Origin of the sequence: Desulfosarcina ovata subsp. ovata, assembly GCF_009689005.1 — a bacterium.
In the GTDB taxonomy this organism is placed as follows: Bacteria; Desulfobacterota; Desulfobacteria; order Desulfobacterales; family Desulfosarcinaceae; genus Desulfosarcina; species Desulfosarcina ovata.
In genome coordinates this window covers 7,101,865-7,127,405 of the sequence record NZ_AP021879.1, presented here as the reverse complement: position 1 = coordinate 7,127,405, position 25,541 = coordinate 7,101,865, and the positions used below count along the sequence as shown (strand labels likewise).

Annotated in this window: 20 protein-coding genes; 13 read left to right on the top strand and 7 right to left on the bottom strand. The window is 54.6% G+C overall.

Features of this window, described 5'->3' with window-relative positions:
• Positions 1 to 3 precede the first annotated feature (3 nt).
• From GN112_RS31210 to GN112_RS31200, 3 genes are read left to right on the top strand one after another with little or no spacing between them, the layout of a single operon-like run.
• A complete protein-coding gene (locus tag GN112_RS31210; RefSeq protein ID WP_155309688.1) occupies positions 4 to 579 on the top strand; it encodes a plasmid partition family protein in 576 nt (191 codons plus the stop codon).
• Positions 560 to 2,239, top strand: coding sequence for an integrase (locus GN112_RS31205; protein WP_155309035.1), 1,680 nt, complete (start codon positions 560 to 562; stop codon positions 2,237 to 2,239). Before GN112_RS31210 ends, GN112_RS31205 begins: the two co-directional genes overlap by 20 nt.
• Complete coding sequence (locus GN112_RS31200; protein ID WP_155309036.1) at positions 2,215 to 2,883, top strand: AAA family ATPase; 669 nt, start codon at positions 2,215 to 2,217, stop codon at positions 2,881 to 2,883. Before GN112_RS31205 ends, GN112_RS31200 begins: the two co-directional genes overlap by 25 nt.
• A gap of 295 nt (positions 2,884 to 3,178) precedes the next feature.
• Here the strand turns inward: GN112_RS31200 and GN112_RS31195 are convergent, their stop codons facing one another.
• Both GN112_RS31195 and GN112_RS31190 read right to left on the bottom strand, forming a co-directional pair.
• Complete coding sequence (locus GN112_RS31195; protein WP_155313720.1) at positions 3,179 to 3,538, bottom strand: hypothetical protein; 360 nt, start codon at positions 3,536 to 3,538, stop codon at positions 3,179 to 3,181.
• 397 nt (positions 3,539 to 3,935) lie between these two features.
• Positions 3,936 to 4,376: an HD domain-containing phosphohydrolase gene (locus tag GN112_RS31190; RefSeq protein ID WP_155313719.1), complete on the bottom strand. Its 441-nt coding sequence runs from the start codon at positions 4,374 to 4,376 to the stop codon at positions 3,936 to 3,938.
• Positions 4,377 to 4,579: 203 nt separating this feature from the next.
• Between GN112_RS31190 and GN112_RS31185 the strand changes: the two genes are divergently transcribed.
• The 7 genes from GN112_RS31185 (at position 4,580) to GN112_RS31155 (ending at position 14,553) form a co-directional block, all read left to right on the top strand.
• Positions 4,580 to 4,894 (top strand): hypothetical protein, encoded by a 315-nt coding sequence (locus GN112_RS31185; RefSeq protein WP_155313718.1) that lies wholly within the window; start codon positions 4,580 to 4,582, stop codon positions 4,892 to 4,894.
• A 27-nt stretch (positions 4,895 to 4,921) separates the two neighbouring features.
• Entirely contained in the window at positions 4,922 to 7,786 is a 2,865-nt protein-coding gene (locus GN112_RS31180; RefSeq protein ID WP_155313717.1) for a choice-of-anchor I family protein, read from the top strand.
• Between the two features lie 229 nt (positions 7,787 to 8,015).
• The gene (locus GN112_RS31175) at positions 8,016 to 9,890 is read left to right on the top strand and encodes a heavy metal translocating P-type ATPase (RefSeq protein WP_155313716.1); all 1,875 of its coding nucleotides are present in this window, start codon (positions 8,016 to 8,018) and stop codon (positions 9,888 to 9,890) included.
• A complete protein-coding gene (locus tag GN112_RS31170; RefSeq protein WP_155313715.1) occupies positions 9,887 to 11,878 on the top strand; it encodes an SPFH domain-containing protein in 1,992 nt (663 codons plus the stop codon). The genes GN112_RS31175 and GN112_RS31170 overlap by 4 nt, the downstream gene beginning before the upstream one ends.
• 69 nt (positions 11,879 to 11,947) lie before the next feature.
• Positions 11,948 to 12,823, top strand: a complete 876-nt coding sequence (locus GN112_RS31165; RefSeq protein ID WP_162459202.1) for an SPFH domain-containing protein — start codon at positions 11,948 to 11,950, stop codon at positions 12,821 to 12,823.
• A gap of 19 nt (positions 12,824 to 12,842) precedes the next feature.
• Positions 12,843 to 14,081: an SPFH domain-containing protein gene (locus GN112_RS31160; RefSeq protein ID WP_155313713.1), complete on the top strand. Its 1,239-nt coding sequence runs from the start codon at positions 12,843 to 12,845 to the stop codon at positions 14,079 to 14,081.
• Between the two features lie 40 nt (positions 14,082 to 14,121).
• The gene (locus GN112_RS31155; RefSeq protein WP_155313712.1) at positions 14,122 to 14,553 is read left to right on the top strand and encodes an energy transducer TonB family protein; all 432 of its coding nucleotides are present in this window, start codon (positions 14,122 to 14,124) and stop codon (positions 14,551 to 14,553) included.
• A gap of 112 nt (positions 14,554 to 14,665) precedes the next feature.
• On the opposite strand, the gene GN112_RS31150 is transcribed toward GN112_RS31155, so the two are convergent.
• The 5 genes from GN112_RS31150 to GN112_RS31130 all read right to left on the bottom strand — a co-directional run bounded on the left by GN112_RS31150 (position 14,666) and on the right by GN112_RS31130 (position 22,206).
• A complete protein-coding gene (locus GN112_RS31150; protein ID WP_162459201.1) occupies positions 14,666 to 16,360 on the bottom strand; it encodes an alkaline phosphatase in 1,695 nt (564 codons plus the stop codon).
• Between the two features lie 444 nt (positions 16,361 to 16,804).
• The gene (locus GN112_RS31145) at positions 16,805 to 17,080 is read right to left on the bottom strand and encodes a hypothetical protein (protein ID WP_155313710.1); all 276 of its coding nucleotides are present in this window, start codon (positions 17,078 to 17,080) and stop codon (positions 16,805 to 16,807) included.
• A 184-nt stretch (positions 17,081 to 17,264) separates the two neighbouring features.
• Positions 17,265 to 19,922 carry a response regulator gene (locus GN112_RS31140; protein WP_155313709.1) on the bottom strand — a complete coding sequence of 886 codons (2,658 nt, stop codon included), beginning with the start codon at positions 19,920 to 19,922 and terminating at the stop codon, positions 17,265 to 17,267.
• Between the two features lie 140 nt (positions 19,923 to 20,062).
• Positions 20,063 to 20,746, bottom strand: a complete 684-nt coding sequence (locus tag GN112_RS31135) for a hypothetical protein (RefSeq protein ID WP_155313708.1) — start codon at positions 20,744 to 20,746, stop codon at positions 20,063 to 20,065.
• Between the two features lie 179 nt (positions 20,747 to 20,925).
• A complete protein-coding gene (locus GN112_RS31130) occupies positions 20,926 to 22,206 on the bottom strand; it encodes a substrate-binding protein (protein WP_155313707.1) in 1,281 nt (426 codons plus the stop codon).
• Between the two features lie 398 nt (positions 22,207 to 22,604).
• Between GN112_RS31130 and GN112_RS31125 the strand changes: the two genes are divergently transcribed.
• The 3 genes from GN112_RS31125 (at position 22,605) to GN112_RS31115 (ending at position 25,520) form a co-directional block, all read left to right on the top strand.
• A complete protein-coding gene (locus tag GN112_RS31125; protein ID WP_155313706.1) occupies positions 22,605 to 22,913 on the top strand; it encodes a hypothetical protein in 309 nt (102 codons plus the stop codon).
• A 31-nt stretch (positions 22,914 to 22,944) separates the two neighbouring features.
• On the top strand, positions 22,945 to 23,844 hold the full coding sequence (locus GN112_RS31120) for a Ppx/GppA phosphatase family protein (protein ID WP_155313705.1): 900 nt from the start codon (positions 22,945 to 22,947) through the stop codon (positions 23,842 to 23,844).
• 146 nt (positions 23,845 to 23,990) lie between these two features.
• Positions 23,991 to 25,520 carry a CHAD domain-containing protein gene (locus tag GN112_RS31115; protein ID WP_155313704.1) on the top strand — a complete coding sequence of 510 codons (1,530 nt, stop codon included), beginning with the start codon at positions 23,991 to 23,993 and terminating at the stop codon, positions 25,518 to 25,520.
• Positions 25,521 to 25,541 lie beyond the last annotated feature (21 nt).

The following is a 25,541-nucleotide window of genomic DNA, read 5'->3' as shown; positions in this document are numbered from 1 at the left end:
CAGATGGCCAACAACCGACTCACCCAATTGGAGGAGATCATCGCTGCCAATCAACACCATTTTCACCAAACCGGTAAGGCATTAAAGCAGATTCGAGACGATCAATTGTTTCGAGATTTGCTGTTCGATTCGTTTGAAGGCTATGTCAAGGACCGGTGGGATATGGCCCGATCCCAGGCATATCGTCTGATTAAGGCCGCCAATGTCATCGACAATTTGTCTCCAATTGGCGACGGCATCCTTCCGGAGAATGAATACCAGGCCAGGATTCTAACGCGTTTTACAAAAGAGGATCAACGCAAGATCTGGCGTGCATTTATCGCATCCGGCATGGCGCTCACGGCTAAGAATATTAGAAAGTACGCCCATCAAACCCTAAAGGCCAAGCATGTCAAAAAAAAGAATGCGTCTGTGGTCGATATCATCAGCGCAGACTATAAAACGGCCGTGATGGCCATGCTGGAACAGATTCGGTCGGCGCAAAACGATGATTGGCAAACGACATCCAGACAAGCGGCCTTATTCTGGCTGAAAGTGATGAAAGAGAAAATCATTCGTCATGAAAGACAAAGACTTTGAACAACTGCCCATGGACGACCGTTTCCTGATCTTGCTGCACAAAAAGATCATGGACAAAACCGGCAGCGCCAAACGCAGGGCCAAAAAATATTACATGGATCAATACCGTAAGACCGGCGTCATTCCCAAACCGCTGCTGCTTGCCGGCCAAGGCATCATGGAAGGCAGAAAGTGCAGCGGCCGGCGCCGGGTCTTGACCGAAAAAATCCAAAACCGCTTCATCGAGATGGTCAAGGCTTCCAGCGATCCATCGGACGATCGTTTTGTATTTATCACCCGCCATGGACGAACCATCAAAAATTACCACGCCTGGCTCGAACAAGAGTTCGAACGTAGCATCTCACTTAGCGCTTTAAGGCGTTTTGCCAGGCAAGCCAACCTCAAGGTCTATTTGGAAAAACCAGACTTCGAGGAAAAGAACGATCCCAGCGTCTGCTTTAAGGACGAACCGGTCTTCGATTTGATTCAAATGGACGGATGCAGGTTTCGCTATTTCAAGATTCGATCGGACGACGGCGTTTGGGCCAAGCCCCAGGTGATCGAGTTTTTTGACACCGGATCGCGCAACATGCTTGTGCTTGACGCCTATTTTTCCGAAAGCAGTCTAAATTCGGTGGACCTGTTCGAGAAATTTTTGGTGAGCACCCCCTTTCCGCAAAAAAAGATACGGCTGAGACCGGACAATGCAAAGGGTTTTGTCAACCTGAAACGCCCCATCAACGAACTGAACATCAAATTTTCATTGCCAGGCGGATTTTATCTGCAACCAAACTTCTCACGCATCCATGCGCCCAAGGACAAAGCACATCTGGAATCATCCCATCGCAGCATCCATCATTTTGAAATGCGGATCATCAAGCACTTTGAAGACCGCATCGTTAAGACAGAACCGGGCTATATCTACAAAAAGGGCAAAAAAGGAAAAATTACCATCACCTATCTCGACATCGATCTTGCAACGCTGCGCCAGAGTGGTTTACTCGAAGCCTATCGCCGGCAGCACAATGAGCAAAAGCACTATTATTCTGTGAACGGTAAAACATCGGCCTGGGTGCCCAAGGAGAAGTTTGACGACGGTCTTGCCCAATACGAGTGGATAACGTTCAGTGCGGATGACGTACGCCATTTCGTCAAATACGGCTATGACAAGATCAACGCCACCGTGGGGGCGAAAGGCATCATTACTTTCAAAAAGCAGACCTACTATGTGGCCGTTGGCGCGCAACACTTCAGCCGCCACAAGAGCACCAAGGTGTATATCTCCGATCTTGGCGACAAGCTGTTTATCTTCGAGCATAAGGAAAACGGTATCCTGCTGGGTGAAGCGCTGCGCCGGGAACCTTACGAAAAGCCGGTCAAAAAGGCAGGCACCGAACCCAACGCGGTTGAATTGATCAGCGCTTTTCTGCAGGAGAAAAAGATGGCGGTGGACAGGCCACGACTGATTGACATCCATCTTCGGGGTTTGACCCTCGATGCCGCCCAAACAATCTATCGGCAACACCGGAAACGATATATCGCTTACGCGATCAAACTACGCCAGCCTGAAACCATCACCGGCAAGGCGCTTTTCAATGCGTTCATTTTGGATTGCGAAAGACAATTGTCAAACAACCCTTTGGCCCCGTATGCCTCATGCAGCGAAAACAAAGTTTTATAAACGATAAGCGCCGGGTCTCCTATCTATCCGCGGTATACAACCGGATCTACCGGGGACAGAGCGTATTGATCGAGGGCGAATATGGTGTCGGAAAAACTCGTTTCCTCGAACTGCTCAAACCCAAAAAACTTCAAGGCGTATGGGTGGAGTCGCTTTTCAATGTGCATGAAATGTTGGCCTCCATCCTTCAAGGGTTGAACTACGAGGCGGTGGCCACTTATCGGCGCACGCCCCATCATTTGAAGCTGATCCGCAATCTGACCGATTATTACATCATCATCGACGAGGCCAATGACATCGAAAAAAGGGTTTGGCCCTACCTGAAACGAATCATGGACGCGCACGTGCCCATCGTTTTGGCCGGACTGCCAAAGGTGAGGACATATTTGACCAGCCAGCATCCGGATATCCTCAGCCGATTGAAAACCTTGATTCTGTATCCCATCGTAGTCGAGGATTTCATCCTGGAATACAAGGATTTTGAATCTGAAGCCATCGAACAGATTTATGTGGCCACCAGGGGCGATATGAGAAAATTCAAGGAAATTTGCACGGATTGCCGCGACAAGGCCAAAGAACTGGGCCATAGCTTCGTCGATTTAAATCTGGCGGTCGACTTTCTCGCCAATCTTCATCCCATGTAGGCTCCAAAAAACAATCTCTTCCCTCACTCTGCGGCGAATCAGCTTTCTCCCAAGACCTGTTAATCTAAATCCCACATCGTAACTTTTTTTAACTCTCGTAAAGTCGATTGTTATTGCATCGTTTCTCTATTAACCGCTAACGCGCAGCGGCATAAGATGCTTCAAGGCCTGAAATACGATGAAAAAGTTACATTATTTTGCAACGTCCTAAAGGCAGCCAATGATCACTAACGCATTAATATATTTGGGATATTTTTTAAACGGGGCCTGAATAAACAGAACGGGAAGCGTTACACTATTTTTGCCTTAGCAAGCTTAAATCGATGTTTTTGGGGTCAAAAAGGACGGTATAGGGGCCAATGTCAGGAAATTTTCTGCGATCGCACCCTGAATTGGTTTCAAATCCACCGAAAATTGCATCGACAGTCAAATCAAAAAGTTGTGATAAACGCTCGCCACTTTTTTTAGTCTGAATGACCGACTGTAAAGATTTGAAAAGTTTATCGTAGGGAAATGATCGCCTTAAAAGCAACAGCTTATCGAAACTATCTTGTAGGATTTCGGCCGGCGAAAATCGACAGATACCAATACCATACCAATGTATCGGCATTATTGCAGATACATTAAAAAAGTTAGGGGCTTGGGGTCGGACCAAGCAGGATAACCTAATATCAAAGACTTATGTCAATAACAGGGTCAATTTCCGAGCTTAAATCGATGTTTTTGGGGTCAAAAAGGACGGTATAGGGGCCAATGTCAGGAAATTTTCTGCGATCGCACCCTGAATTGGTTTCAAATCCACCGAAAATTGCATCGACAGTCAAATCAAAAAGTTGTGATAAACGCTCGCCACTTTTTTTAGTCTGAATGACCGACTGTAAAGATTTGAAAAGTTTATCGTAGGGAAATGATCGCCTTAAAAGCAACAGCTTATCGAAACTATCTTGTAGGATTTCGGCCGGCGAAAATCGACAGATACCAATACCATACCAATGTATCGGCATTATTGCAGATACATTAAAAAAGCATAAACGAACATAATCGGGAATCCCCTAGGTTAGGTTGCCTTCAGCGGCACGACAGCCACACCACGCTTCGATGTCAAGCAACGCCGGCCCGATCTCTACCGAACCGACCCCATCGTATTTTCGTTTCACCCATGTGCCAATATCCCAGCGCAGACGGCCTTGCCACGGCGTGACACCCCGTGCATGTGGGCAGCCGGGCCGTAAGGCGGGGCCGCCATGGTCATGGTGGCGGCCACCGCCGTGTTCCCCGAGGGCCGCATTTCGCCGTGGGGCATCGGCAACGGCCATAATTCCGGCACCGAGAGGCAAATCGTCGTTATCGAATCCGAAAGGGTATCCCGTACCGTTGAGCCGCTTCTGATGTGGCGCTCCCCATCGACTGGCCGGGCGCAGCTCCTCGAAGGGCTCCAAGGTCTGATAGGTATAACGGAATGACCGTTGGTTTGCCGGTACGGCAGACCGCAGGCTGGGCCCTAATCAAATCCTAACCCCCTCCTAATTTAATACAAACCCTTGTTCTTTAAATAGATCCACCATAATCGATTCACCATGGGGATCACCATCATCCATGATTTCCATTTTCATTCGAACCCATCCGGAATCATTTGGTTGGTCGATTGCCGGACAAATACGATCTTACGATCATTAACAGAAAGGGAGTATTAACCATGTATTCCATTGGTGGCGGGCTGGGAATCAGTGCCCGGAAACGGAAAACGGCTCAGGATAAAGGCTGGCAGCCCAATAAAAACAATGAGAGGCAGCAGTTTAAAACCGGCAAGGCATTTGTGAGCTGCGTTTGCCCCAAGTGCGCCAGCCATCACAACGTATTTATGATGTGGACCGGACGGGGCACTCCGCGAAAGTACTGCCCCAACTGCAGACCGCTGGTCGCCGGATACGATGATGCGGCCATTTACGAAGCATGTATCGCCGCCCCTGGCCATTCCAAAAAGAAGGGCCGCCGCCTGGAAAGTGAATAGCCGTTAACCTGAGAAAAGGAGACAGAAGTGAGAAAACGCCCCATCAGCAAATTCATCTTCTTCGCATTGTTGACCGTCTGTCTGCTGACCATTTCCTTTACCGGATCTGCCATTGCCAAAACCGCACGATTCGCGGTCTTTTCCGACCCCCATTTTTACGACACGGATCTGGGCACCGAAGGCGCCGCCTTCGAGGCCTACCTGGCCCAGGACCGCAAGCTGATCCGGGAGAGCGAGGCCCTGGCGCAGGCCGTGGTGGAACAAATCATCGCCGCCAACGCCGAAACCCCTCTTGACTTCGTCATCGTCCCCGGTGACCTGACCAAGGACGGCGCCCTGAGCAGCCACGAGAAGTTCGCCGCCTATCTGGACGAAATCGAAGCGGCCGGCATCCCCGTATTTGTCTGCCCGGGCAACCACGACATCAACAACCCCCATGCCTATTCCTATGACGGCGATACGAAAACCGAGGTGGACAAGGTGTCTCCCGAGGCATTCGCATCCATTTATGCCGCCTTTGGCTATGACGAGGCGGCCGATCACGATGCGGGGTCCCTGAGCTATGCCGTCGAGCCGGTGCCGGGAATCGTTCTGCTCTCTTTGGATTCCTGCAAGTACCAGGACAATGTCGACTCTCCGGAAACCAGCGGCGCCTTTTCCGAGGAGACCCTCGATTGGGCCGTGGCCCAAATCGGGGCCGCCAAGATGGCCGGCAAACAGGTGATCGCCTTCCAGCATCACGGGCTGGTGGAACACTACACCGGTCAGAGCGATGCATTCTCCGAATATGTCATCGACGACTATGAAACCGTTTCCGCAGCCCTGGCCGATGCCGGCCTGAAGCTGGACTTCTCCGGGCATTACCACGCCAACGACATCACCATGACCACCGGCTCCAGCGACGATGCCGTCCTGGTCGATATCGAGACCGGATCCCTGGTGACCGCGCCGTGCCCCTACCGCATCGTCACCCTGCACGGCAGCAATGCCGCCCAGGTGGAGACCCGTTATATCACCGAAATCGACTACGACACCGGCGGGGTAGCCTTTCCCGAGTATGCCCAGGATTTTCTGTACGATGGACTGCTGAGCATCGCCCAATACTCCCTGATCTATGACTACGGACTGGATTCTGAAACGGCCGCTTATCTGGCGCCTTATGTGGCCGACGCCTTCGCCGCCCATTACGCCGGCGACGAACAGCCTGATGACGATACATTGACCCTGATCAATGGTTTTCTGGGCAGTGCGGATACCACCACCCAATATCTGGGACAAATGCTCTACTCGTTGTGGAACGACCTGGCCCCCACGGACAATCGCGCCTTGACCCCCCTCAATCCCAAGATCGCGCTGGGCAAGCTTGGCACCTATGCCAGCGGCGTGTTTGACGAAGGCGCCGCCGAGATCGTGGCCTTCGATCCCAAAACCCAGTGCCTGTTCGTCTCCAATGCCGACGCCAACACCGTGGATGCGCTTTCCATCGCCAGCCCGGCCGCACCGGTCAAGGTCTTCACCATCGACCTGTCGCCCTACGGAGGCGGCGTCAACAGCGTGGCCGTGAATGACGGCATCGTGGCCGTGGCCGTGGAAGCGGAGGTCAAGCAGGACCCCGGCACGGTTGCCTTTTTCGACACCGAGGGCAATTTCCTCAACCAGGTCACGGTCGGCTCCCTGCCCGACATGCTGACCTTCACTCCCGACGGCGGCAAGGTCCTGGTGGCCAACGAGGGCGAGCCCAACGATGACTATTCCGTAGATCCCGAAGGCTCGGTTTCCATCATCGACATCTCTCGCGGCGTTCGTCGGGCCAAGGTCAACACTGCCGGTTTCGAGAAATTCAATGACTGCAAGGACAAGCTGGTGGCCGACGGCGTGCGTATCTTCGGCCCCGGAGCCAGCGTGGCCCAGGACCTGGAGCCGGAGTACATCGCCGTGGCCGAGGATTCCTCCCTGGCCTGGGTGACCCTCCAGGAGAACAATGCCGTGGCCGTTTTGAATCTTAAAAGTAACCGCATCACGGAGGTGCTGCCCCTGGGCGTCAAGGACCACGGCATGACCGGCAACGGCCTCGACGCCTCCAACAAGGACGACGTTATCAACATCGCCAACTACGACAACCTGTTCGGCATGTTTCAGCCGGACGCCATCGCCGCCTACGGCGACAAGGGCGGGCCATATCTGGTGACGGCCAACGAGGGCGATGCCCGCGAGTATGACACCTTTGAGGAAGAAGCGGAAGTGGGCGACCTGGTTTTGAATCCCGAAGCATTTCCCGAGGCCGATTCAATTCAGGATAAAACCAGGCTGGGAAAATTGAAAGTCACCTCGACCCTCGGAGATCTGGACGGCGACGGAACGTATGAAGAACTGTACGCCTACGGCGCCCGTTCGTTCAGCATTTTCAAGCCCACCCAAAAAGGGCTGAAACTGGTCTTCGACAGCGGCGACCAGCTTGAACAGCTCACCGCCGCGGCCCTGCCCTTCGACTTCAACAGCACCAACGACGAAAACGACTCTTTCGACAACCGCAGCGACAACAAGGGCCCGGAACCCGAGGGGTTGACCCTGGGCGAAATCGACGGCCGGACCTACCTGTTCCTCGGTCTGGAGCGCATCGGCGGCATCATGGTTTACGACATCACCGATCCCCGAAGCCCCGAGTTCGTCCAGTACCTCAACAACCGGGATTTCAGCGCCGAGGATATCGAAGCCGCCGGTGACCTGGCCCCCGAGGGACTGACCTTTATTCCGGCCCGCAAAAGCCCCACCGGCGACAACCTGCTGGCCGTGGCCAACGAAGTCAGCGGCACCACGACGGTTTACCGGATCGATATGAAAAAACGCTGGCCCCATTGGGGTGGGCATCATCGCTACTATTTCTGGAAATAACCGTACCCCCCTACGTTCAACCAAAGGCAGGGCCCGGATGGGCCCTGCCTTTCTTATTCCATCGACCGGTCTCCGCCATGGCGCTCACCAACGACAAAACATAAACCTGACACAAATCTAACGTAAATCTCACAATAATCTGGGATATTAAAAATTTTGCTGTCGAAGCGACAGGCGTTTCGATGAACCCGTTTTACCCGGTTGTTCGTTTGCTTCAAGGTCCTTGAATATGGCCCACGGATTCGTGCGGGAAATGCTGGAGGCGGAACCGAATCACTTCCGCCTGACATTGGGGACCTGTCTTCTCGGTGGTCTGCTTCTGGGGGTATCGTATCTGGCCCGGTTGGTGTTCGACCAGGTTGAACTCTCGGCGATGGTATCCCTGGCGGCGGCAATACTTCTCGGCAGCCCGCTGGTCACTAACGCACTGAAGGATCTGTGGCGCAACCGCCTGGAAATGAACGAATTGGCCGCACTGAGCTTTGTCGTTTCCCTGGGAAGCACCCAGTATCAGACCGCCGCGCTCATCGCTTTTTTCCTGGTAAGCGCCCAACTGATCGAATATCGGTCCCAGCTAGGGGCCCGAAAGAATCTCGAGGCCCTGCTGCGGCTGGCCCCACAAAAAGCGTGGGTGAAACGGGAAAAAGGGTTCGAGGAGGTCGAAGCGACAGCCCTTAAAACCGGCGACGTGGTCCGGGTCCGGGCCGGAGACCAAATTCCGGGCGACGGCACGGTCATCGAAGGCATCAGCTCCGTCGACCAGGCCACGATCACCGGCGAATCCCTACCCATCGATAAAAAAACCGGCGACCGGGTTTTCGGAGGAACGATCAACCAAACCGGATTGCTCACCATCCGTATTACCGCGAAAACAAACGATACCACCCTTGCAAAAATCCAGACCCTGATCGCCCAGGCCGAAAACAACCGCACGCCCGCGGCACGGCTGGCCAACCGCTATGTCTCCTGGTACACACCGCTCGTTCTGATGTGCGCCGCCATCGTGCTGTTTTTCACCCACGATCTCAACCGGGCCATCGCCATGCTGATCGTGGCCTGCCCCTGCACGATCATCCTCTCCACGCCGACGGCCTTCGTGGCCGCCTTGAGTGCCGCCGCCCGGCTTGGTGTGATCGTCAAGAAACTTCACTTTCTCGAGGTGGCCAACCGCGTCGACACCCTGATTTTCGACAAGACCGGAACGCTGACCACGGGCCGGCTGAAAGTGGTTGCCGTCAACGTCAACAAAGCGGTGGAGGAAGACGAGCTGGTGGCTCTCGCCGCCGGCCTGGAACAATACTCGTCCCATCCGGTGGCCAAGGCGGTAATGGCCGAAGTCCGAAAGCGGCGGATCGATCCACGGACGGCGGTCGATGTGGAGGAAACCCCCGGTTTCGGCATCCAAGGGAAACTCAACGGCAGTCGCATTGCCATCGGACGCAGGCGCTGGATAGAAAAACAGTGTCCCGACCATACCCTAGAGGCCGTAGGACATGAAGGCACCACCGGTCTGCACGTCGCCCGGGACAACCGCTGGATCGGCAGCCTTCATTTGGCCGATACGGTCCGGCCGGACGCCAGGGCCGTTATCGAAAAGCTGCGCTCCCATGCGGTGCGTCAGGTGGTCATGCTGACCGGTGACCGGCGGTCAGCCGCGGAAAGAATCGCCGCGCAGTTATCCTGCGAGGTGGAAGCGGAGGTCATGCCCGGCCAGAAAATGGCCCGCGTGGAAGAGGCCCGCCAGCAGGGCTGTATGGTGGGCGTGGTGGGCGATGGCGTCAACGACGCACCGGCCTTGGCCGCCGGCGATGTTTCCATTGCCATGGGCGCCGCAGGCAGCGATGTGGCCATTCACTCCGCAGGAATCGTTTTGATGAACGACCAATTGGATCGAATTCCCTTCGTATTCACGTTGTCGCGCCGCGTGGTGGCCACCATTCGCCAGAATCTCGCTTTCAGCACGCTTTTCATCCTGGTGCTGTTCTGGCTCAGCGCCGCCGGATCCATTCCACCGGTACTGGCGGCGGTCCTGCACACCGCAAGCTCCTTGTTTGTCGTTTTCAACTCCGCGCGTTTGTTGCGCGTGGGAGAGGAGCTGTCATGAACGATGCTGGAAAACTGCTCGGTCGCGGCGCCATCCACAGCCTGACGGGATTGGCCGCCAGCCTGATCCTGACCGGCCTGCTGGTCTGGATCTCACGGATGGATCCAGGTACCACCGCCTGGCATGCCCTCTGGCCGTGCCTTACCGGTGTAATCGCCTGGACGTATTTACTGCTCTCCTACTGGCTGCTGGCCCATGAATCCCGCCATTCGGCCGCTCCCGGGGAAAATAGCCCGCTTGCACCGGGCAACGACCGCGCACGCAGGATTCATCGGATTTATTCCCGTTGGGCGGTTCCCGTCATGGAACTGGGCGCGGCGCTGCTGCTCGCCCAAAGCCTTCGCGCAAGCCTGGGTACGTCGCCATCCACGATGGCGACCGCCGATGCCGGCAACCTGCTGCCGGTTGCCGTTTATGCGGTCACGACCCTGCTGTTGATTGTGTTTTCGGTTTATATCACCCCCCTGATGCGGACCAACACCTGGCATTTGCTGAAAACCGGGCGCAATATCGTCAACCTGATGACCGTTTTATTTATCGGACTGCTGGCGGGAGCCTGCAGCGACCATTTCGGATATGGCCGGTTGACGGGTATCGTCCGTTGGGGGACGGTAGCGGTCAATACCCTGTTGGCTGCGGAGATCCTGCTTTCCATGGGGCTGCGCCTCTTCTCGCCGCGAAAAATCCATGCCCTGCCACGCCCGGCCTTCGATTTCTATCTGCTCGAAGGGCTGTCCCGGCCGGACCGGATCGGACAGACCTTCACGTCCATGCTGGAAGGTATCTTCGGCTTCGACATCGCGCGGACATCCTTTGGCAAGGTCGTTCAGTCCCTGGTCTTGCCGACGGTACTGATCACGGTCGGATCGCTTTGGGGCCTGTCGGCCATCGTGATCGTTCAACCCCATGAGCAGGCCGTTGTTCTATACTTGGGACGCCTCGCTCCGCAGCCGCTTGGCCCCGGCCTGCATGTCAAATATCCCTGGCCCCTTTCTTCCGTCCGGCGGTACAACGTCGGCGCCGTCCGCAGCGTCCATGTGGGTTCCCATAAACCGGGCCGCACGGGGGGGAGCGTCTACCGGAAAGGGGTCCCCATTTTATGGACCAACATGCACGGCATCAATATCGACGAACTCCTGATCTGTTCATCTCCCCTGGATAGAAATTGCGGGGCCGTGGATGCGCAGACACGTAAAAAGGACATCCTCAAGGTACCGTCCGTATCCTTGGCCGCCGCCGATGTTCACCTCCAGTATGTGATCGACAATCTGCTCGACTATGTACGCACTTCCGCAGTACCGGAAGTATTGCTACGGAAAATAGCGGAAACCGGTGCGACCCGACTGATCTACCGCTACGACATCGATGCCCTTTTTACCGAGGCGCGCCTGGATTTGGTCGACGATATCCAACATGCCGTCCAAAAGGCCTGCGACCGACGCCAATTGGGCATCAAAATCATTCATGTCGCCATCACTGCCGCCCACCCGCCGGTGGAGGTCGCCGGTGATTTCGAAGCCACGGTGGTCGCCATGCAGGAAAAGGAGACCCGGATCCAGCAGGCGCGTCAAACCGCCATTCGAACCCGGGTGGAGACCACCGGCGCGGTTAAAGCGTTTGACCGGCTGGCGGCCCTGGCCGACCAGGTCGATTTTCAGAAAAAAGCGGCGGTGAAGGACTACGACGCGCTTTTGCAAGACGCCGGGGGAGCCGTGTCGCAACGTCTTACGGAAGCCAGGTCCTATCGTTTCACCCGGGAAAACCGGGAACGGGGGACCACCGAGCGTTTTGCCCAGCAACTGCGCGCCTATGACGCCTCGCCCCGAAATTACCGCTACGACACCTATTTTTCAACGCTGGAGAAGGGCCTGGCGAAAAACAGGAAAGTCTTCCTGCTCGGCAATATTGACAAGACCATTGTTCGCATGGGTGTTGGGCAAGGATGGGTGGAATTGGACCCGATACCGGATGAAACCGGTATCGAGTAACGCCAAGCCTTCGGATGACAAAACCAACGGCGGGAAGAAAACGAGAACACGGAACCTATGAATCGAATCATGAAAATTTCCTTGGGCATGGTTTTGCTGGCGTTTTTTCTCGGTATGCTGTTCACCTACCAGGTGAATTTCGACGAGGTCGTGCTGGTGACCACCTTCGGCCGGGCCACCCAACAGTCGGTGATCAACCAAAACGGAGACCAGGCGGGTCTGCACCTGAAATGGCCTTGGCCCATCCAGACGGTCTACCGCATGGACAGACGCGATTTCGTGCTTGAAGACCGTCTGGAGCAGCAGGAAACCAAGGACCGCCAGGTCGTGATCGCCAAGGCGTTTGCCGTGTGGCGCATCGACGATCCCTTGCAGTTTCACCGCATGTTCCGCTCCAACGCGGAAGCCGAAGACTTTTTGAAAGAACGTCTGCGCGCCACCAAGGCCGAAATCAGCCGCTTCACCTTCGATGAACTGACCAACGCCGATCCCCAGAAACTCCGGCTCGACGAAGTCCAGCAAGCCCTGTTTGCGCGCATGCGATCGGATCTGGCCGAACACACCTGCGGCATCGAGGTGGTCAACATGGACATCAGCCGCATTCTTTTGCCCGAGCGGATCACGCGTTCCGTCTTTTCGCGCATGAAACAGACCCGCCAGCGGTTTGCCCAAAATGCCCGATCCGAGGGCAAGGCCATTGCCCAAAGCATCACCGCCGAAACCAACAGCGACAAACAGCGGATCATCGCATTCACGGACCGGGTCGCCCAGAACATCCGCGCCCAAGGGGATGCGGCAGCGGCACAGTATTATGCCGAGTATAACAAGGATCCGGAATTCGCCTTGTTTCTGCGAAAGCTGGAGGCGCTCGAAAAGAGCCTCAAAACCAATACCACCTTTGTTCTGGACACCGATTCGGAACCCTTTGATCTGCTAAAAAAATAACGGAAAGCGATCCGTGCCCGTGAACGATCCACAACCCAAAGATAGACCGGCGAACTCGTACTTGGACAATGTAACGGCATCCGGTGGCACCGAGGCGGTGAGTAGCCTCGATTCCCTGTCGCGCGCCCTGGGCGTCGGGTTTCGTATTTTACGGGTCCTCATGGTGGTACTGGCAATCATGTTCTGCTTCAGCAATATCTATTGGATTCCGGAAGGGATGGTTGCCGTTCAAACCCGCTTCGGCAGAATTGTCGGCGACAAGGATGCCGCCGTACGCCTGCCCGGCGGCCCTTATCTGGCAATCCCCTATCCGGTGGACAACATCGTCCGCATTCCCACCGGCATCCGGAAAGTGGCCGTCTTCAATGCTTTCTGGTCGGAAACGGATACCTTCGCATCGACCATCGACGACCGGCCCGAAACCGAGTCGCTGCGTCCCGGCGTCCACGGGTCGCTGTTGACGGCGGATAAGAACATCGTTCAGGGAATCTGGATCGTCCACTACAAATTGGACGGCGGCGGTGATGCCCGCTCTCGGGCGGCGGCGGTGGACTTCGTACGCCACGTGGGCTCCATGGAGCGGGCCGGAGAAATCATCCGCCGGGTGGCCCAGTCGGCCATAGTACGGGTGATTGCGCAAACCGAGGTGGCGGATTTCGTTGCCGGAAAAATCGACAACCCGGCCATCAAACATTTGATTACCACCCGGCTCGACCAACTCCATGCGGGGTTGACCGTTACCGGGGTGACGGCCAGCCAATACGCCGTTCCTAAAATCTTGATGGGGGATTTCCAGGCGGTCAATCAGGCCGAAAGCCAAAAGGCCCTGTCCATCGAAAAGGCTTCCCGCCGGCGGGTGTCCACCTTAAGCGAGCTTGCCGGAAGCGGCTGGCAGGACTTGTTGGAGGCGATCGAGGCCCATGAACAGGCCCTTGAGAAAGGCGACCGGGCCGCCGAGAAAGCCGCTTTCGGCGCGGCGAAGGACATTCTGCTGGCAGGCGATGTGGGCGGCACCGTCCGGCAGATGCGGGATGAAGCCAAAAGCGAAAAAACCGCCACCATTCAACGGGCGCGGGCTGCGGCGGCCCGGTTCACAAAATTGCTGCCGGAATATGATCAACATGGTGAAATCCTGAAGGCGCAACTGGTTCAGGATTCGATCCGGAAAATCTGGTCGGACATCACCGTTGACGCATTATACGTTCCGCCGGGACAGAAACTAGTTCTCGACCTGGGGCGCCCGGAACAAATCAAATAAGGCGATTGGCAAAAAAGGTAACGCATAGAATGGAGGAAATGTGAAAATCAAACTAACCGTCGTTGTTGTCATTGTCGCATCGCTGCTTTTTGCCTGCGGATCGAAAAAGGAATCCGAACCGCCCAAAAGCTGCCTGGAAAGCATACCTGAGGCGATCTCGGGGCTGAAGATATCCGGGGCGCGTCCGGAAAAGAATGTCATCGCCAACCTGTGGCCCACCATTTGCCGGGCCAGGGAGCTGTACGCGCAGCGGATGAAGGAGAACCCCAAGCTGGGCAAAGGAATGATCGAATTGAAATTTACCGTGGATTTCAACGGTGAAATCGAGGCCTATTCCATTGCCCGCAGCACGCTCGATGATCCGGTTTTCGACAAAAAGGTATTGCGGGTTTTCGAATTCATGGATTTCGATCCCTACGGCCCACACAATGCCGAGACCCAAATCCTTCTGCCGATCCGTTTCAAGCCGTAACCGGGCAATCCAGGCAGCGATCGAAAAACCGGAAAAAACAAAAAAGGGGGGCGCCCAATACTCAGGGCGTCCCCCTTTTTGTTTAACCAACGCGTGGCCGGCGGTTAAAAAACTACAGGCGGCGCAGCATATTTACTGCTTGCTTGGAAATGTACACCTTACCGGTCATCGGTGCGTATACCGTCAGCCCGGGCATCTGAATGGTCTTGCCGTTGTAGACCATGTAGTCTTTGCTGATGGGCATCTCGGCACCCTTCACGATGAGTACCGGATTTTCCGCATCGGTTTCGTCGAGTTCGTAATCGTCGAACACCGTGGACACTTCCACGTATAGATCTTGCGTTACTTGGTCCAGATCAGCGCCCATGGCATCGGCGGCAATCAAGGCCAGATCGGTGTTGTCGATGGTGCCCACCGGCGCGTCGTCACCGTAGACCCAAACCGGAACGGTTTCGCCGTTGTGGCCGTGGGTGGTCCAGCCGATGACGGTGTAATTCTTGGACAGCACGGCTGCCATGGAGTAGGACAAGCTTTGTCCCATATCATCCTGATAGGCCCGAATTTCATCGACGTCATCCTGGGTAATGGTCAATCCCCAGTTTTCAGATACCGAAGTGATCAGCTCCGCGTCAGTATCTTCAGCCATCATGGCCACCACACCATTGGCGCTCATTTTCATGCCCTTCAGCGGATCGACCAGGTCTTCAATGGTCGTTTCCGTGTAAGCCACGTCGGTGTAGTAATGGCCAATTTTCATACCGCCGGTGTTGTGGTCCGGGTAGGCCAGCACCAGGGTCTGACCGTCTTTTTCAGCAAAATCGCAGGCCACCTTGACCGCATCGTCAAAGGCGATGAAATCGGTAATCATGTAGATGGGGTCATTGTTGTGACCGGCCCAGTCCACCTGGGAACCCTCCACCATCAAGAAGAAGCCGTCTCTATCCTGGGAAAGCAGTTCGATGGCCTTGTCGACCATTTCGGACAGGGCAGGCTCATGTTCGGCAAAGTACTGCCGGTCGATGTCCGGCTGCATGTGGCTGTCGTCAAAAAGGCCCCAGACTTTCCCCGAGGTCAAGGTTTCCAGCCCTTCCTTGCTGTCCACGAACTGGTAACCGCGTTCGGTCAGCACATCCATCAGGTTCTCGCCATCGGTGCGTTTTCCGCCCCAGGAGTCACCGAAACTGGTCGTGTAGGTCTCATCCTCGGGAATCAAGTGACGGGCGCCGCCACCGAAGACCACATCGATATTTTCGTAGACAATATGCTCCATAATCTTGTTGGTCTCACCACGATCATCAATATGGCAGGCAAAAGCAGCCGGCGTGGCATGGGTGACACGGGATGTCGCGGCGATACCGGTGGCCATGCCCTTCATCTTGGCGGCTTCCAGGATGCTGGCCACCGGGGCATAGGGCTCGGCGGTGGGTTCGAAACCGGTGAGCAGGTCATCGGTGCGCGGTCCGATGCCCAGGAAACGGACGGTGGTTTTATGGCTGGTGGCAAACGCCGTGGCCGCCGCCGCCGAACCGGTGATCACCGAATTGGCCATGTGAATTTTCACGGCCGCGTTCTGCATCTTGTCCACTTGCAGATCTTCCCCTTTATACCAGCGCGCCGCGGTCTGGACGGCTTCGTCACATCCATCGGGAATCATGACGATGACGTTCTTGTAGCCCATTTCACGGGCTTTTTTAAGCAAACCGTAGCCGTGGCCATTTGGATTGAGCGCAAAACAGCCCGTTGCGCTGATCGTCGTTACACAGGCGGTCACGACGCCTATTTTCATCATATTTTTGAACAAATTCATCTTTGCCTTCCTCTGCATCATTGAATGTTAACCAGTAGGACTATCAACCCCGAATTGAATTATTAATTATTAAATAGCAAAAAACAGAACTCACCCTCCAAAATGCCTTTCTATCGCATCACCTCCTTTTCTTTTTTCTCCCTCCTGCTGCCTTCAGGCGTGTTTGCGCAGCCATCGTTCAGGAAATAGTAGTCCTGTTAAAAGAGATGATCCGCGCGGTCCTTCGTGGAATTGACCGGGGTGAGCGGGCATGAAGGAAAGCGCGGTTCATCTTGAGGTGGGATGAGTATGTAAACGGTCACAGGCGAAACCCGAAACCGGTGGAGCTTCAGCTCACATGGCCAAACAATACCCTCGAACCATGGCGTCATGATCGCAACGACGCGTTGCCGTTTGATTAGCAAAGGGTCAGATTTCTGTTAGCGCCGGTTTGACAATCCTGGATCAGGTCCGGCCCGATTCACCCTGCGGGCGTGCAGCCATTTCAAGCAGCCGCTTCACACTCTGGGCGGCAAGAAAATCAAGCCCCTTTAACAACCCGATCGATCCGATCAGGACAAGCAGGCCACCGAGGGGATAATGAAAATTGAATTCCGGCATCGCGATTCTCTCTTTTTCAGGTTGGTTTGAAACTATGCCGGCATGGATACAGACGAACCGGGTCACCGTTGTTACACCGGCATGCACATCAGGATATTTGGCAGAAAAATGGCATGCCAATGTTAGGAAACCATTAGCCCGTCATCCCGACCCCGCGTCCATTATACGAAAAATCTTACCTTACATTTTCTATGCACCTGTTATTACTGGGGAAAAAATCTCAAAAATCAATGCACAGGGGTGAGGAATGTTTTTGTGGGATAGCCATAGCGGCGGTATGGATTTGTTTCGTGTCGACGATTTTTTATCTTTCCCTACCGGCCCATTCTGCCACTTTTTCTGATAGCTGCCCGGGATTAATGGGTTTGGTAAGGTAGTCGTTCATGCCGGCCTGCACACATTTCTCACGATATCCTTCCATGGCGTGGGCCGTCAGTGCCACAATGGGTATATTGGGGTTGAGAACATGGGAGTCTTCCGAACGGATAACACCGGTGGCTTCGAACCCATCCATTTCCGGCATTTGGATATCCATCAGCACCAAATCGTAAGGTTTTGTTGCAAGCGCTTTCACGGCCTCAAGCCCATTATTGACGACATCGGCAATATATCCTAATTTCTTCAGTATGTTAAGAACCACCTTTTGATTGATCAGATTGTCCTCGGCCACCAGGATATGGGTTTTGTGTTTAACCGCCTCATTTACCGAGTGCCTGGTAATCAATCGGTTCGGACTTTCCGCACCGCCATCCGCGGGTGTGATGGCGGTGACAATGCTGTCGTAAAGGCAGGACGCTTTAATGGGCTTGGTCAAGTAGGCGGCGAAGCCGATTGTTTTCATACGGTTTGCGTCACCGCGTTGACCGATAGAGGTCAGCATAATCAGCGTTAAATTGCTGAGCTTGGGATCGGCCTTGATCTTTTCTCCCAACGTGGCCCCATCCATGTGGGGCATCTGCATATCGAGAAGAGCGACGGTATAGGGGTCACTATCCATAACCGCCTGATGGAGCGCGTCAAGAGCTTCACGTGCCCCAGGTGCTTCACCAAACCGGCAATTCCAGGAAGCGAGCAATTCTTTCAGGAGCATGCGATTGTTTTCGTTGTCATCTACGATCAGAATCCGCTCTTTGTTGAGATTTTTGGATATCGTCCACTTTGGTTTCGATGCGGAAGGTGGCTGCTTGTTCAAAACGACGGTAAACCAGAAGGTGGACCCCACGCCGAATTCGCTTTCTATGCCGATTTCGCCGCCCATCGCTTCAACAAGCCTTTTGGAAATGGCCAACCCCAGCCCGGTTCCGCCATATTTGCGTGTGGTCGAAGCGTCAACCTGGGAAAAGGAATCGAAGAGGATGCCGATCCTCTCCGCCGGTATACCGATTCCCGTGTCTTTGACGGTAAAGCGGATGCGGGCTTGACGATCGTCTTCGGATTCCAGAGCCGCACGGACAAAAATGTCTCCCTGCTCTGTAAATTTGACGGCATTGTTGACCAGGTTCACAATGATTTGCCGCAGTCTCCCGGGATCCCCCTTCAACAGCGCCGGCACTTCAGGCTCGGCATAAAAAACCAGATCGAGCCCTTTTGCGTGAGCAATGACAGCCAGGGATTCGGCCATGTCCTCCATGGCAAGGCGCAGGTCAAAATCCAGTTCTTCCAAGTCCAACCGCCCGGCCTCAACTTTTGAAAAATCCAGGATATCGTTGATCACCCGCAGAAGGTTATCGCCACTGTCACGGATGACCTCGGCATACTGTCGCTGCTGGTGCGTCAGGTCGGTATCCAGCAAAAGACCGGTCATACCGATAACCCCGTTCATCGGCGTACGGATTTCGTGAGACATGTTGGCCATGAATTCGGATTTGTATTGGCTGGTCTTTTCAAGATCGATGGCCTTTTGTTCGATAACCCGGCGTGCCCGGTCGAGTTCTCTGTTTTTCTCTTCAACCTTGGCCTTCTGCGCTTCGAGCGCCTGGCTTTTGTCCTTCAGGTCTTCATTGGTCCGTTCCAGACGCTTTTGTTGGCTCTGCAAACAGGATTCGGATTCACGAAGACGCCGGGCCTGCTGCTCCAGTTCGGTGTTGGATGCCTGCAATTCGAATTGCTGCTTTTGTAATTCATCAGCCTGGATTTGGGTTTTTTTCAGCAGCCGTTCCATCCGCCACTGTGACCGGGCGGTATGGAAGGCAATGGCAATTTTCTCGGTTGCCGTTTCCACAAACTCGATATCCCGGGCTTTAAAACGGTGGATGGTTCCCAGCTCGATCACGCCTTGAACCTGCCCGTCGTAGATAAAGGGCACGATCAGCATATCGGCGGGGGAGGATTGCCCCAGACCGTATTGGATGGGGAGATGGTTCTCTGGTACATCCATAACGGTTATGCGTTTTTTCTCCTGCGCTGCCTGGCCAACCAACCCCTGGCCGAACTCGATCCTTCCGCCCCGACTGCTGTCAAATGCGCCGGCATATGTTCCCATCACTTCCAGAAATTGACCTTTTTGGACCACATAAAGCACACCGACCTGGGCTTCCATGTACCCGGCCAGAAAAGAGATGACACTCTCGGCCAGCGCCGCCATGTGCGTTTGCCCGTGCAGCAGATTGCTGATCTCGGACTGGCCCGTTTTGAGCCAGTCCTGTTTGTTCTGTTTCTCTGTTGCTTGCCTGAGTTTGCGGGTCATTTCTGAAATGGCGCTGCCCAACATATCCGTGGGCCCCTTCTTCTCAATGGTCTGTTCCAGGTCCCCAACGGCAATCCCTTCACAAATAAGGGCCACTTCCTGGAGGTAGCTTACCAAGCGGTTGAAGGAAACGGCAGCTTCTGCAAATTCGTCATGCCCTTCAATGGATAGTTTGTCCTTGATGTTGCCCTGGCTCATCGCCTCGAAAAGTTTCAGGAACTTGTGGAACTTGCGACGCACATCGGTAACGACCAAAAGGGCGATGAAAATGGTCACCAAACCACCGAAAGCCGCGATGCTGACCGAAGACAACAAGATTCGCTGAACACCGGACAGGATCTGTTTCTCTGGAATTAGCGAGATCAACTTGAGACCGGGAGCATGATCAGTCCCTTGAAACAATGCATGGGGCCCTATCAGATCGGTGAAGGTTGTATAGAAGCTGCTGTTTGCCAAACAAACGGCCCGGCCTCTTCGACCGCAGGAGAATGCAGATAGGCTTCCAGCGCGCTGTGATTGTCGATCTGGCGTCCCACCTGTTGCGGCCTCGAATGGGCCAAGGCCGTCTCCACGGTATTGTCGACAACGATAACCTCGGCTTGTTGTATGCCATTGGCGAGGTATTCATCCATTGTCGCAGCCGTTTTGGCCTGAACCATCGACCAGTTGACGTAGGCCAGAAAAAAACCGTTACTCTTTCCTTCGGAGTCCCGGGTTTTGAAGCGGAACAGATAAGTGTGGGGAAAAGGCAAACTGGATTGAATGAAATCAGGGCGCTTGACATACATGGCGGCACGATCCGGTCCGTTTTCCAAACCGGCAACGAAATCCATGGAGGACCCCTTGAACAATTCTGTTCGAGGCTTTTCCTGGCGATCAACCGCCGACAGAACCTTACCATGCCGATCCACCAGCAACAGCATGTCGAAGCCGCTGTTTCCGCCCATCAAGGTTTTAAAGTAATCCTGAACTTCATTCAGGGTTCTGAACTCAATGGCCAGACCGAAGACATCATCTTGGGTCCAGTTTGAAAATGTCTCTTCTTGTAAGCGGATAAACGCATTAACCTGTCTGGCGCCGTTGTTGTTGATCAGCGCCATGATGCGTTCGCTGTTTTTTATCGTATTGCCGTGCGCCAATTCGTAGGAGAGGTAGGTAATGGTCAGCATCGGCACCAAAGGCAGCAGCAAACCGATGATTAACTTGGACTTAAGGCTCATTGAGGATAGCCGTCTGAACATATTCATGATGATTCCCCTAACGGTGCAGAAATATCGCCTTATTCATCCGGTAGCGGCTCCAAGCGGACGGGTTTGCCTGCTGAACGGCGTACAGCTTCCCATTGATGGTGACTGCGCACCGCCTCCTCTCCTGACAAACTCGCGAGGATTTCGAAATAGTCCAACTTAAACTTGTCACGCAGAACGATAACCTGGGGATTACAACGCACGGCATATACCGTCTGCACGGACTGGTGGTCAAAGGATCGCCAATATTGGCGATCCTTCAACAGCACATAGGCGTGCCCTTCCAGGGCCCTGATCACCGCGGGGGTATCGAAGGTACCGGCTCGTTCAACGGCTTCCTTGTATTGCCATAAAATCGTATAGGCGGAAGCACCGGATGTGCTGGGATATCGGTTGTAGCGATGCGTAAATGCCTCCACAAACCGGCGGCCTTCACGGTAGTCATATTTATAAGGGACTTTCCAGGTCCAGGGCAACGCACCAATCACCCCCTCCATCACCTTGGGACCAGCGCCCTCGGCCATGCCCAATGTCAGGTTCGGGACAACCATCTGGATGTTTTTCTTAAGGCCAAGTGCAGTGGCGATGCGTATGGCAGTGGACATGTCGTTTCCGAAAAGAACCAGGACCAGGACATCGGGTTTGACAATTTTGGCAAAGGCGAGGGCTCTTTTAAAATCCTTTTCCGTAGCGTTTGGGAACGGTGTCAGCACCCCCTTATGCACGCTGCGATCCTCAGTCCGGCTGAAACGCCGTACCGATTGCTCCGTCGTCACCCCCCATGTATAATTCGCAGTCAGGTAAAAATATTTTTTGCCTGCGTATTTTTTGTTTAAAAAGGAGGCGATTGCCTTGGCGCCCATCCAGGAATTGTAGCACTCCCGGAAGACATGCCGTTTGGCCTCTTTCCCCGTGGTTTCGGTAGAGTAAGTCAGGGTCCCGAAAAACAGAATGCCTTTATCCTGGCAAATCTTGCCGGCGGCGATGGCGACGCTGCTGGCCGAGCCGCCAAACACCATCTTTACTTTCTCCACATCGATTAAATGATTGACATTGCGAATGGTCAGATCCACTTGTGACTTTGAATCTCTTACAACGATCTCAACCGGCCGCCCCAAAATACCACCGCACGTATTAATTTCGTTTACTGCCAACTGACTGGCGCGCCACTGGTCCAATCCCTGCTTGGCATAGGGTCCGGTTTTGGAATAGTTCAAACCAATTTTGACGGGATCGTCCTGGGCCAAAACTGTAAGAGTCTGCATCAATAGCAAAACCAGAGCAAATGTCATCGACAAACGGTTATTTTTCATGCCGACCTCTTCGCCGCCGATCCAAAGGGCGAGGCTATTCTTATTAAAAAGTCTATCCGTCTTTTTAAGAAAAACTTGAGTTGGCGGGCATTCTGGGTTGAAGGCCCTCTTCAATCTTTGCAACGCCATGCAAATTAGGTCTTTAAGTCTTTAGAACGGAAACACTGTGACAACCGCGTGTAAAAATGGGGTAAAATTCCTCGAAGGCCCTGATCTCGACCCGATCGGCCGGTTTCCGGACAGGCACTGGCCGGTTCCTTTTTTAGGGGCCCTAACACGATCCTAACAATCGGGCGTTACCAGAGGGACACGGTGGTTTGGTCACTCCGCTCGATTGCCCCTTTCGGGATGCTCTCGCAAGGGCGACCTGAAACTATTCTCAAGCTAAGGGAAAGATAATGATTTCGGAAAATTGTGATATTGACGAGTTTGTCGAAGCGGCCAGAAACAAAGATATTCTTGAAGTCATTGCACTGGCCATCGATGAAGCCACGGCCGCCGAACGAATCTTTTACCATACCCACCGGCACACCGAAAAAGACCGCCTTTGTGGTGAGCAGTATTCACGCCAACTGAAGCAGTTGATCAATTATCTGCGATTTGAAATCAAACCCCGGCGCCCCAAGAGCAGGGCCTATCAGCTGTATATGGCCAACTGGGGCGGGGAGGATTCAGGTCTGCCGTCATCGGTATGCATACCCCTATGATTGTGTTTCGTCCCTTGAAAGGCTCTTGCCCATGATTGCCAGCGAACGATACGCCGCCATCGATATCGGTTCCAATGCCGTGCGCCTGCTGTTGAGCGAGGCCTTCGAGACCGACAGCGGCCCTTATTTTCGCAAGATTTCACTGATCCGCATGCCGGTGCGGCTGGGCAGCGACGCCTTTATCCGCGAAAAAATTTCCAAGGGCAACGCCAAGCGCCTGACCCAGACCATCCAGGGGTTCAAACAACTGGTTAAAGCCTACCGGCCACTTGACTTTCAGGCCTGCGCCACCTCGGCCATGCGCGAGGCCGCCAATGGAAACAAAATCCGCAAGCGGATCCGGGCCAAAACCGGTGTGGACATTCGCATCATCAGCGGCAAAGAGGAAGCCCGGACGATCTTTGCCAACAACCCCTGGGGACACCTGCCCGAAGGCGGGGCCTGGCTGTTTGTGGACGTGGGAGGCGGCAGCACGGAAATTACGATCTTCGCCAACGGAAAGACCGTTTCCCACTCGTTTGGCATCGGTACGATCCGCCTGCTCGAAAATCTGGTAAGTCCATCCCAGTGGAAGGCGATGAAGCGATGGATCCGTGATCATACCCGCGATTTCACCAGTATCGATGCCGTTGGCAGTGGCGGCAATATCAACAAACTCATCAAGCTGGCCAAATGCACCGACGGGCGCTCGATCACCCTGGGAAAGATGAAAAAGGTCCGGGGGTATCTCAAATTCTTTTCCTATGAAGACCGCATCACCAAGCTCGGCCTCAAGCCCGACCGTGCCGATGTCATCATGCCCGCCCTGAAGATCTACATATCGGTCATGAAGTGGGGCGGGATTCATACTCTTTCGGTCCCCCAGGTCGGCCTGGCCGACGGTCTGGTGCGGCTGATGTATCGCAAGCGCAACCAGCCGCCGGGAGGGTAAGACGCTACCAATTTCTTGATCCGCCATGGCCTCGCGTTGTTTCCTTACCGCCGTTGTGGTATCAGCGTCTTTTCAGGACAAGATTCCCCGGCATTCCCAAATTGATTACGTCATCCGGCCTGCCGCCGGCACGGGAGAAAATACCCATGAAAAGACGCTGCTACCAAATTCCGACGGAAGATACCGTTGAGGCCGTCAAAACCGATTTGGGTCAGGCATTTGCTTCATTGGACGAAACCATCGAAACGGCCACTCTCGACGTCTGGGACACGTTTGACTGGCGGTTGTACAACAATGGCTGGTTGCTGCTCAAACAGGCCCGCCAATATACCCTCATTGACATCAATACCGATCTGGCGATCGCCCGTATCCATGTGGAAGGCGACAAGCCCAGGCGGTTTCACTGGGAATTCTCGGCCTCTGAATTGACCGATCGGCTTAAAGGTATCCTGGAGATGCGCGCCCTCCTGCCCGTGTTGGCCATTCAGGCGGAATACCGCCATATCGCCGTGCGCAACAACGATGAGAAAACGGTCGTGCGGCTGAACGTCGAATCCCTGGAGGTAACGGACGCCGCCATCACCCAACGACGCTGCTTCATGGAACCGGTGCGGGGGTATGCCAGGGAGGCGCGGGCCGTCCGATCGATTGCCGGAAAGCTGGCCCTTACCGAAACCGAGGAATCGGCGGTGCCGGCCCTTCTCCTGCAAAGCGGCGCCTCACCTGGCACCTATTCGTCCAAGGTACGGGTCTCCCTCCAACCGGAAATGCCGGCCGCAGAAGCGGTTCGCCGAATTATGGAGAACCTGGTTTCGGTCATGCACGCCAACCTTCCCGGCGTGCGTGACGATATTGACAGTGAGTTTTTGCATGACCTGCGCGTATCGGTACGCCGGGCACGCAGCCTGCTCGGCCAGATCAAGGGCGTCCTCTCTGCCGATACCACGGCTCGCCTGCAAGGGCAGCTGAAGGCCATGGGCACAATCACCGGGCCGGTTCGGGATCTGGATGTCTATCTGCTCAAGGAGGAAACCTACACCAACCAGGTGCCCCCGTTTCTGCAACCGGGCGTGAAGCAACTCTTTCAGACACTCAAGCGCAAACGCCGAACCGCCAGAAACCACATGCTCAAGGCCATGGACACACCCGACTTTGCCGCCGCCATGGCCGGTCTGGATGAATTCGTGGCCACCGACACGCCAGAGGATCCCGATGCCCCGGCAGCCGCCATGCCCATCGGTGAGATCGCCAAGGCGGCCATCTACAAACGATGGCGCCGGGTGGTAAAAAAAGGCAGCCGGATCAAGGCTGACACGCCGGATGAACGGCTCCATGAACTGCGCATCGATTGTAAAAAACTGCGCTACCTGCTGGAGTTCTTCACGTCCCTCTTCCCACCGGATGAGATGAAAAAACTCATCAAGCAGCTCAAACAGCTCCAAGAGAACCTGGGGGATTTCAACGACCTCTCGGTTCAGCAGGATTTTTTGATGCAGCACCTGTCGTCTGTCAGGCCGCGTTCGGCACAGGTGGTGATTCTGTCGGCGGCCACCGGCGGTTTGATCACCCACCTGGCCATGGATCAAAAATCCGTTCGTGACCGCTTCCTGGGGGTGTTTGCCGCATTCAACGCACCGGGAAACCGCAACCGTTTCAAATCGCTTTCCACCGGTTAGGCGGATACCACAGCGCATTCT

Excerpts from the sequence above, each read along its gene's own strand:
- GN112_RS31210 (WP_155309688.1), top strand. The coding sequence starts at position 4 with ATGGCCAACAACCGACTCACCCAATTGGAGGAGATCATCGCTGCCAAT.
- GN112_RS31205 (WP_155309035.1), top strand. The coding sequence starts at position 560 with ATGAAAGACAAAGACTTTGAACAACTGCCCATGGACGACCGTTTCCTG.
- GN112_RS31200 (WP_155309036.1), top strand. The coding sequence starts at position 2,215 with ATGCAGCGAAAACAAAGTTTTATAAACGATAAGCGCCGGGTCTCCTAT.
- GN112_RS31185 (WP_155313718.1), top strand. The coding sequence starts at position 4,580 with ATGTATTCCATTGGTGGCGGGCTGGGAATCAGTGCCCGGAAACGGAAA.
- GN112_RS31175 (WP_155313716.1), top strand. The coding sequence starts at position 8,016 with ATGGCCCACGGATTCGTGCGGGAAATGCTGGAGGCGGAACCGAATCAC.
- GN112_RS31170 (WP_155313715.1), top strand. The coding sequence starts at position 9,887 with ATGAACGATGCTGGAAAACTGCTCGGTCGCGGCGCCATCCACAGCCTG.
- GN112_RS31165 (WP_162459202.1), top strand. The coding sequence starts at position 11,948 with ATGAAAATTTCCTTGGGCATGGTTTTGCTGGCGTTTTTTCTCGGTATG.
- GN112_RS31150 (WP_162459201.1), bottom strand. The coding sequence starts at position 16,360 with ATGAATTTGTTCAAAAATATGATGAAAATAGGCGTCGTGACCGCCTGT.
- GN112_RS31135 (WP_155313708.1), bottom strand. The coding sequence starts at position 20,746 with ATGGCGCTGATCAACAACAACGGCGCCAGACAGGTTAATGCGTTTATC.
- GN112_RS31130 (WP_155313707.1), bottom strand. The coding sequence starts at position 22,206 with ATGAAAAATAACCGTTTGTCGATGACATTTGCTCTGGTTTTGCTATTG.
- GN112_RS31125 (WP_155313706.1), top strand. The coding sequence starts at position 22,605 with ATGATTTCGGAAAATTGTGATATTGACGAGTTTGTCGAAGCGGCCAGA.
- GN112_RS31120 (WP_155313705.1), top strand. The coding sequence starts at position 22,945 with ATGATTGCCAGCGAACGATACGCCGCCATCGATATCGGTTCCAATGCC.
- GN112_RS31115 (WP_155313704.1), top strand. The coding sequence starts at position 23,991 with ATGAAAAGACGCTGCTACCAAATTCCGACGGAAGATACCGTTGAGGCC.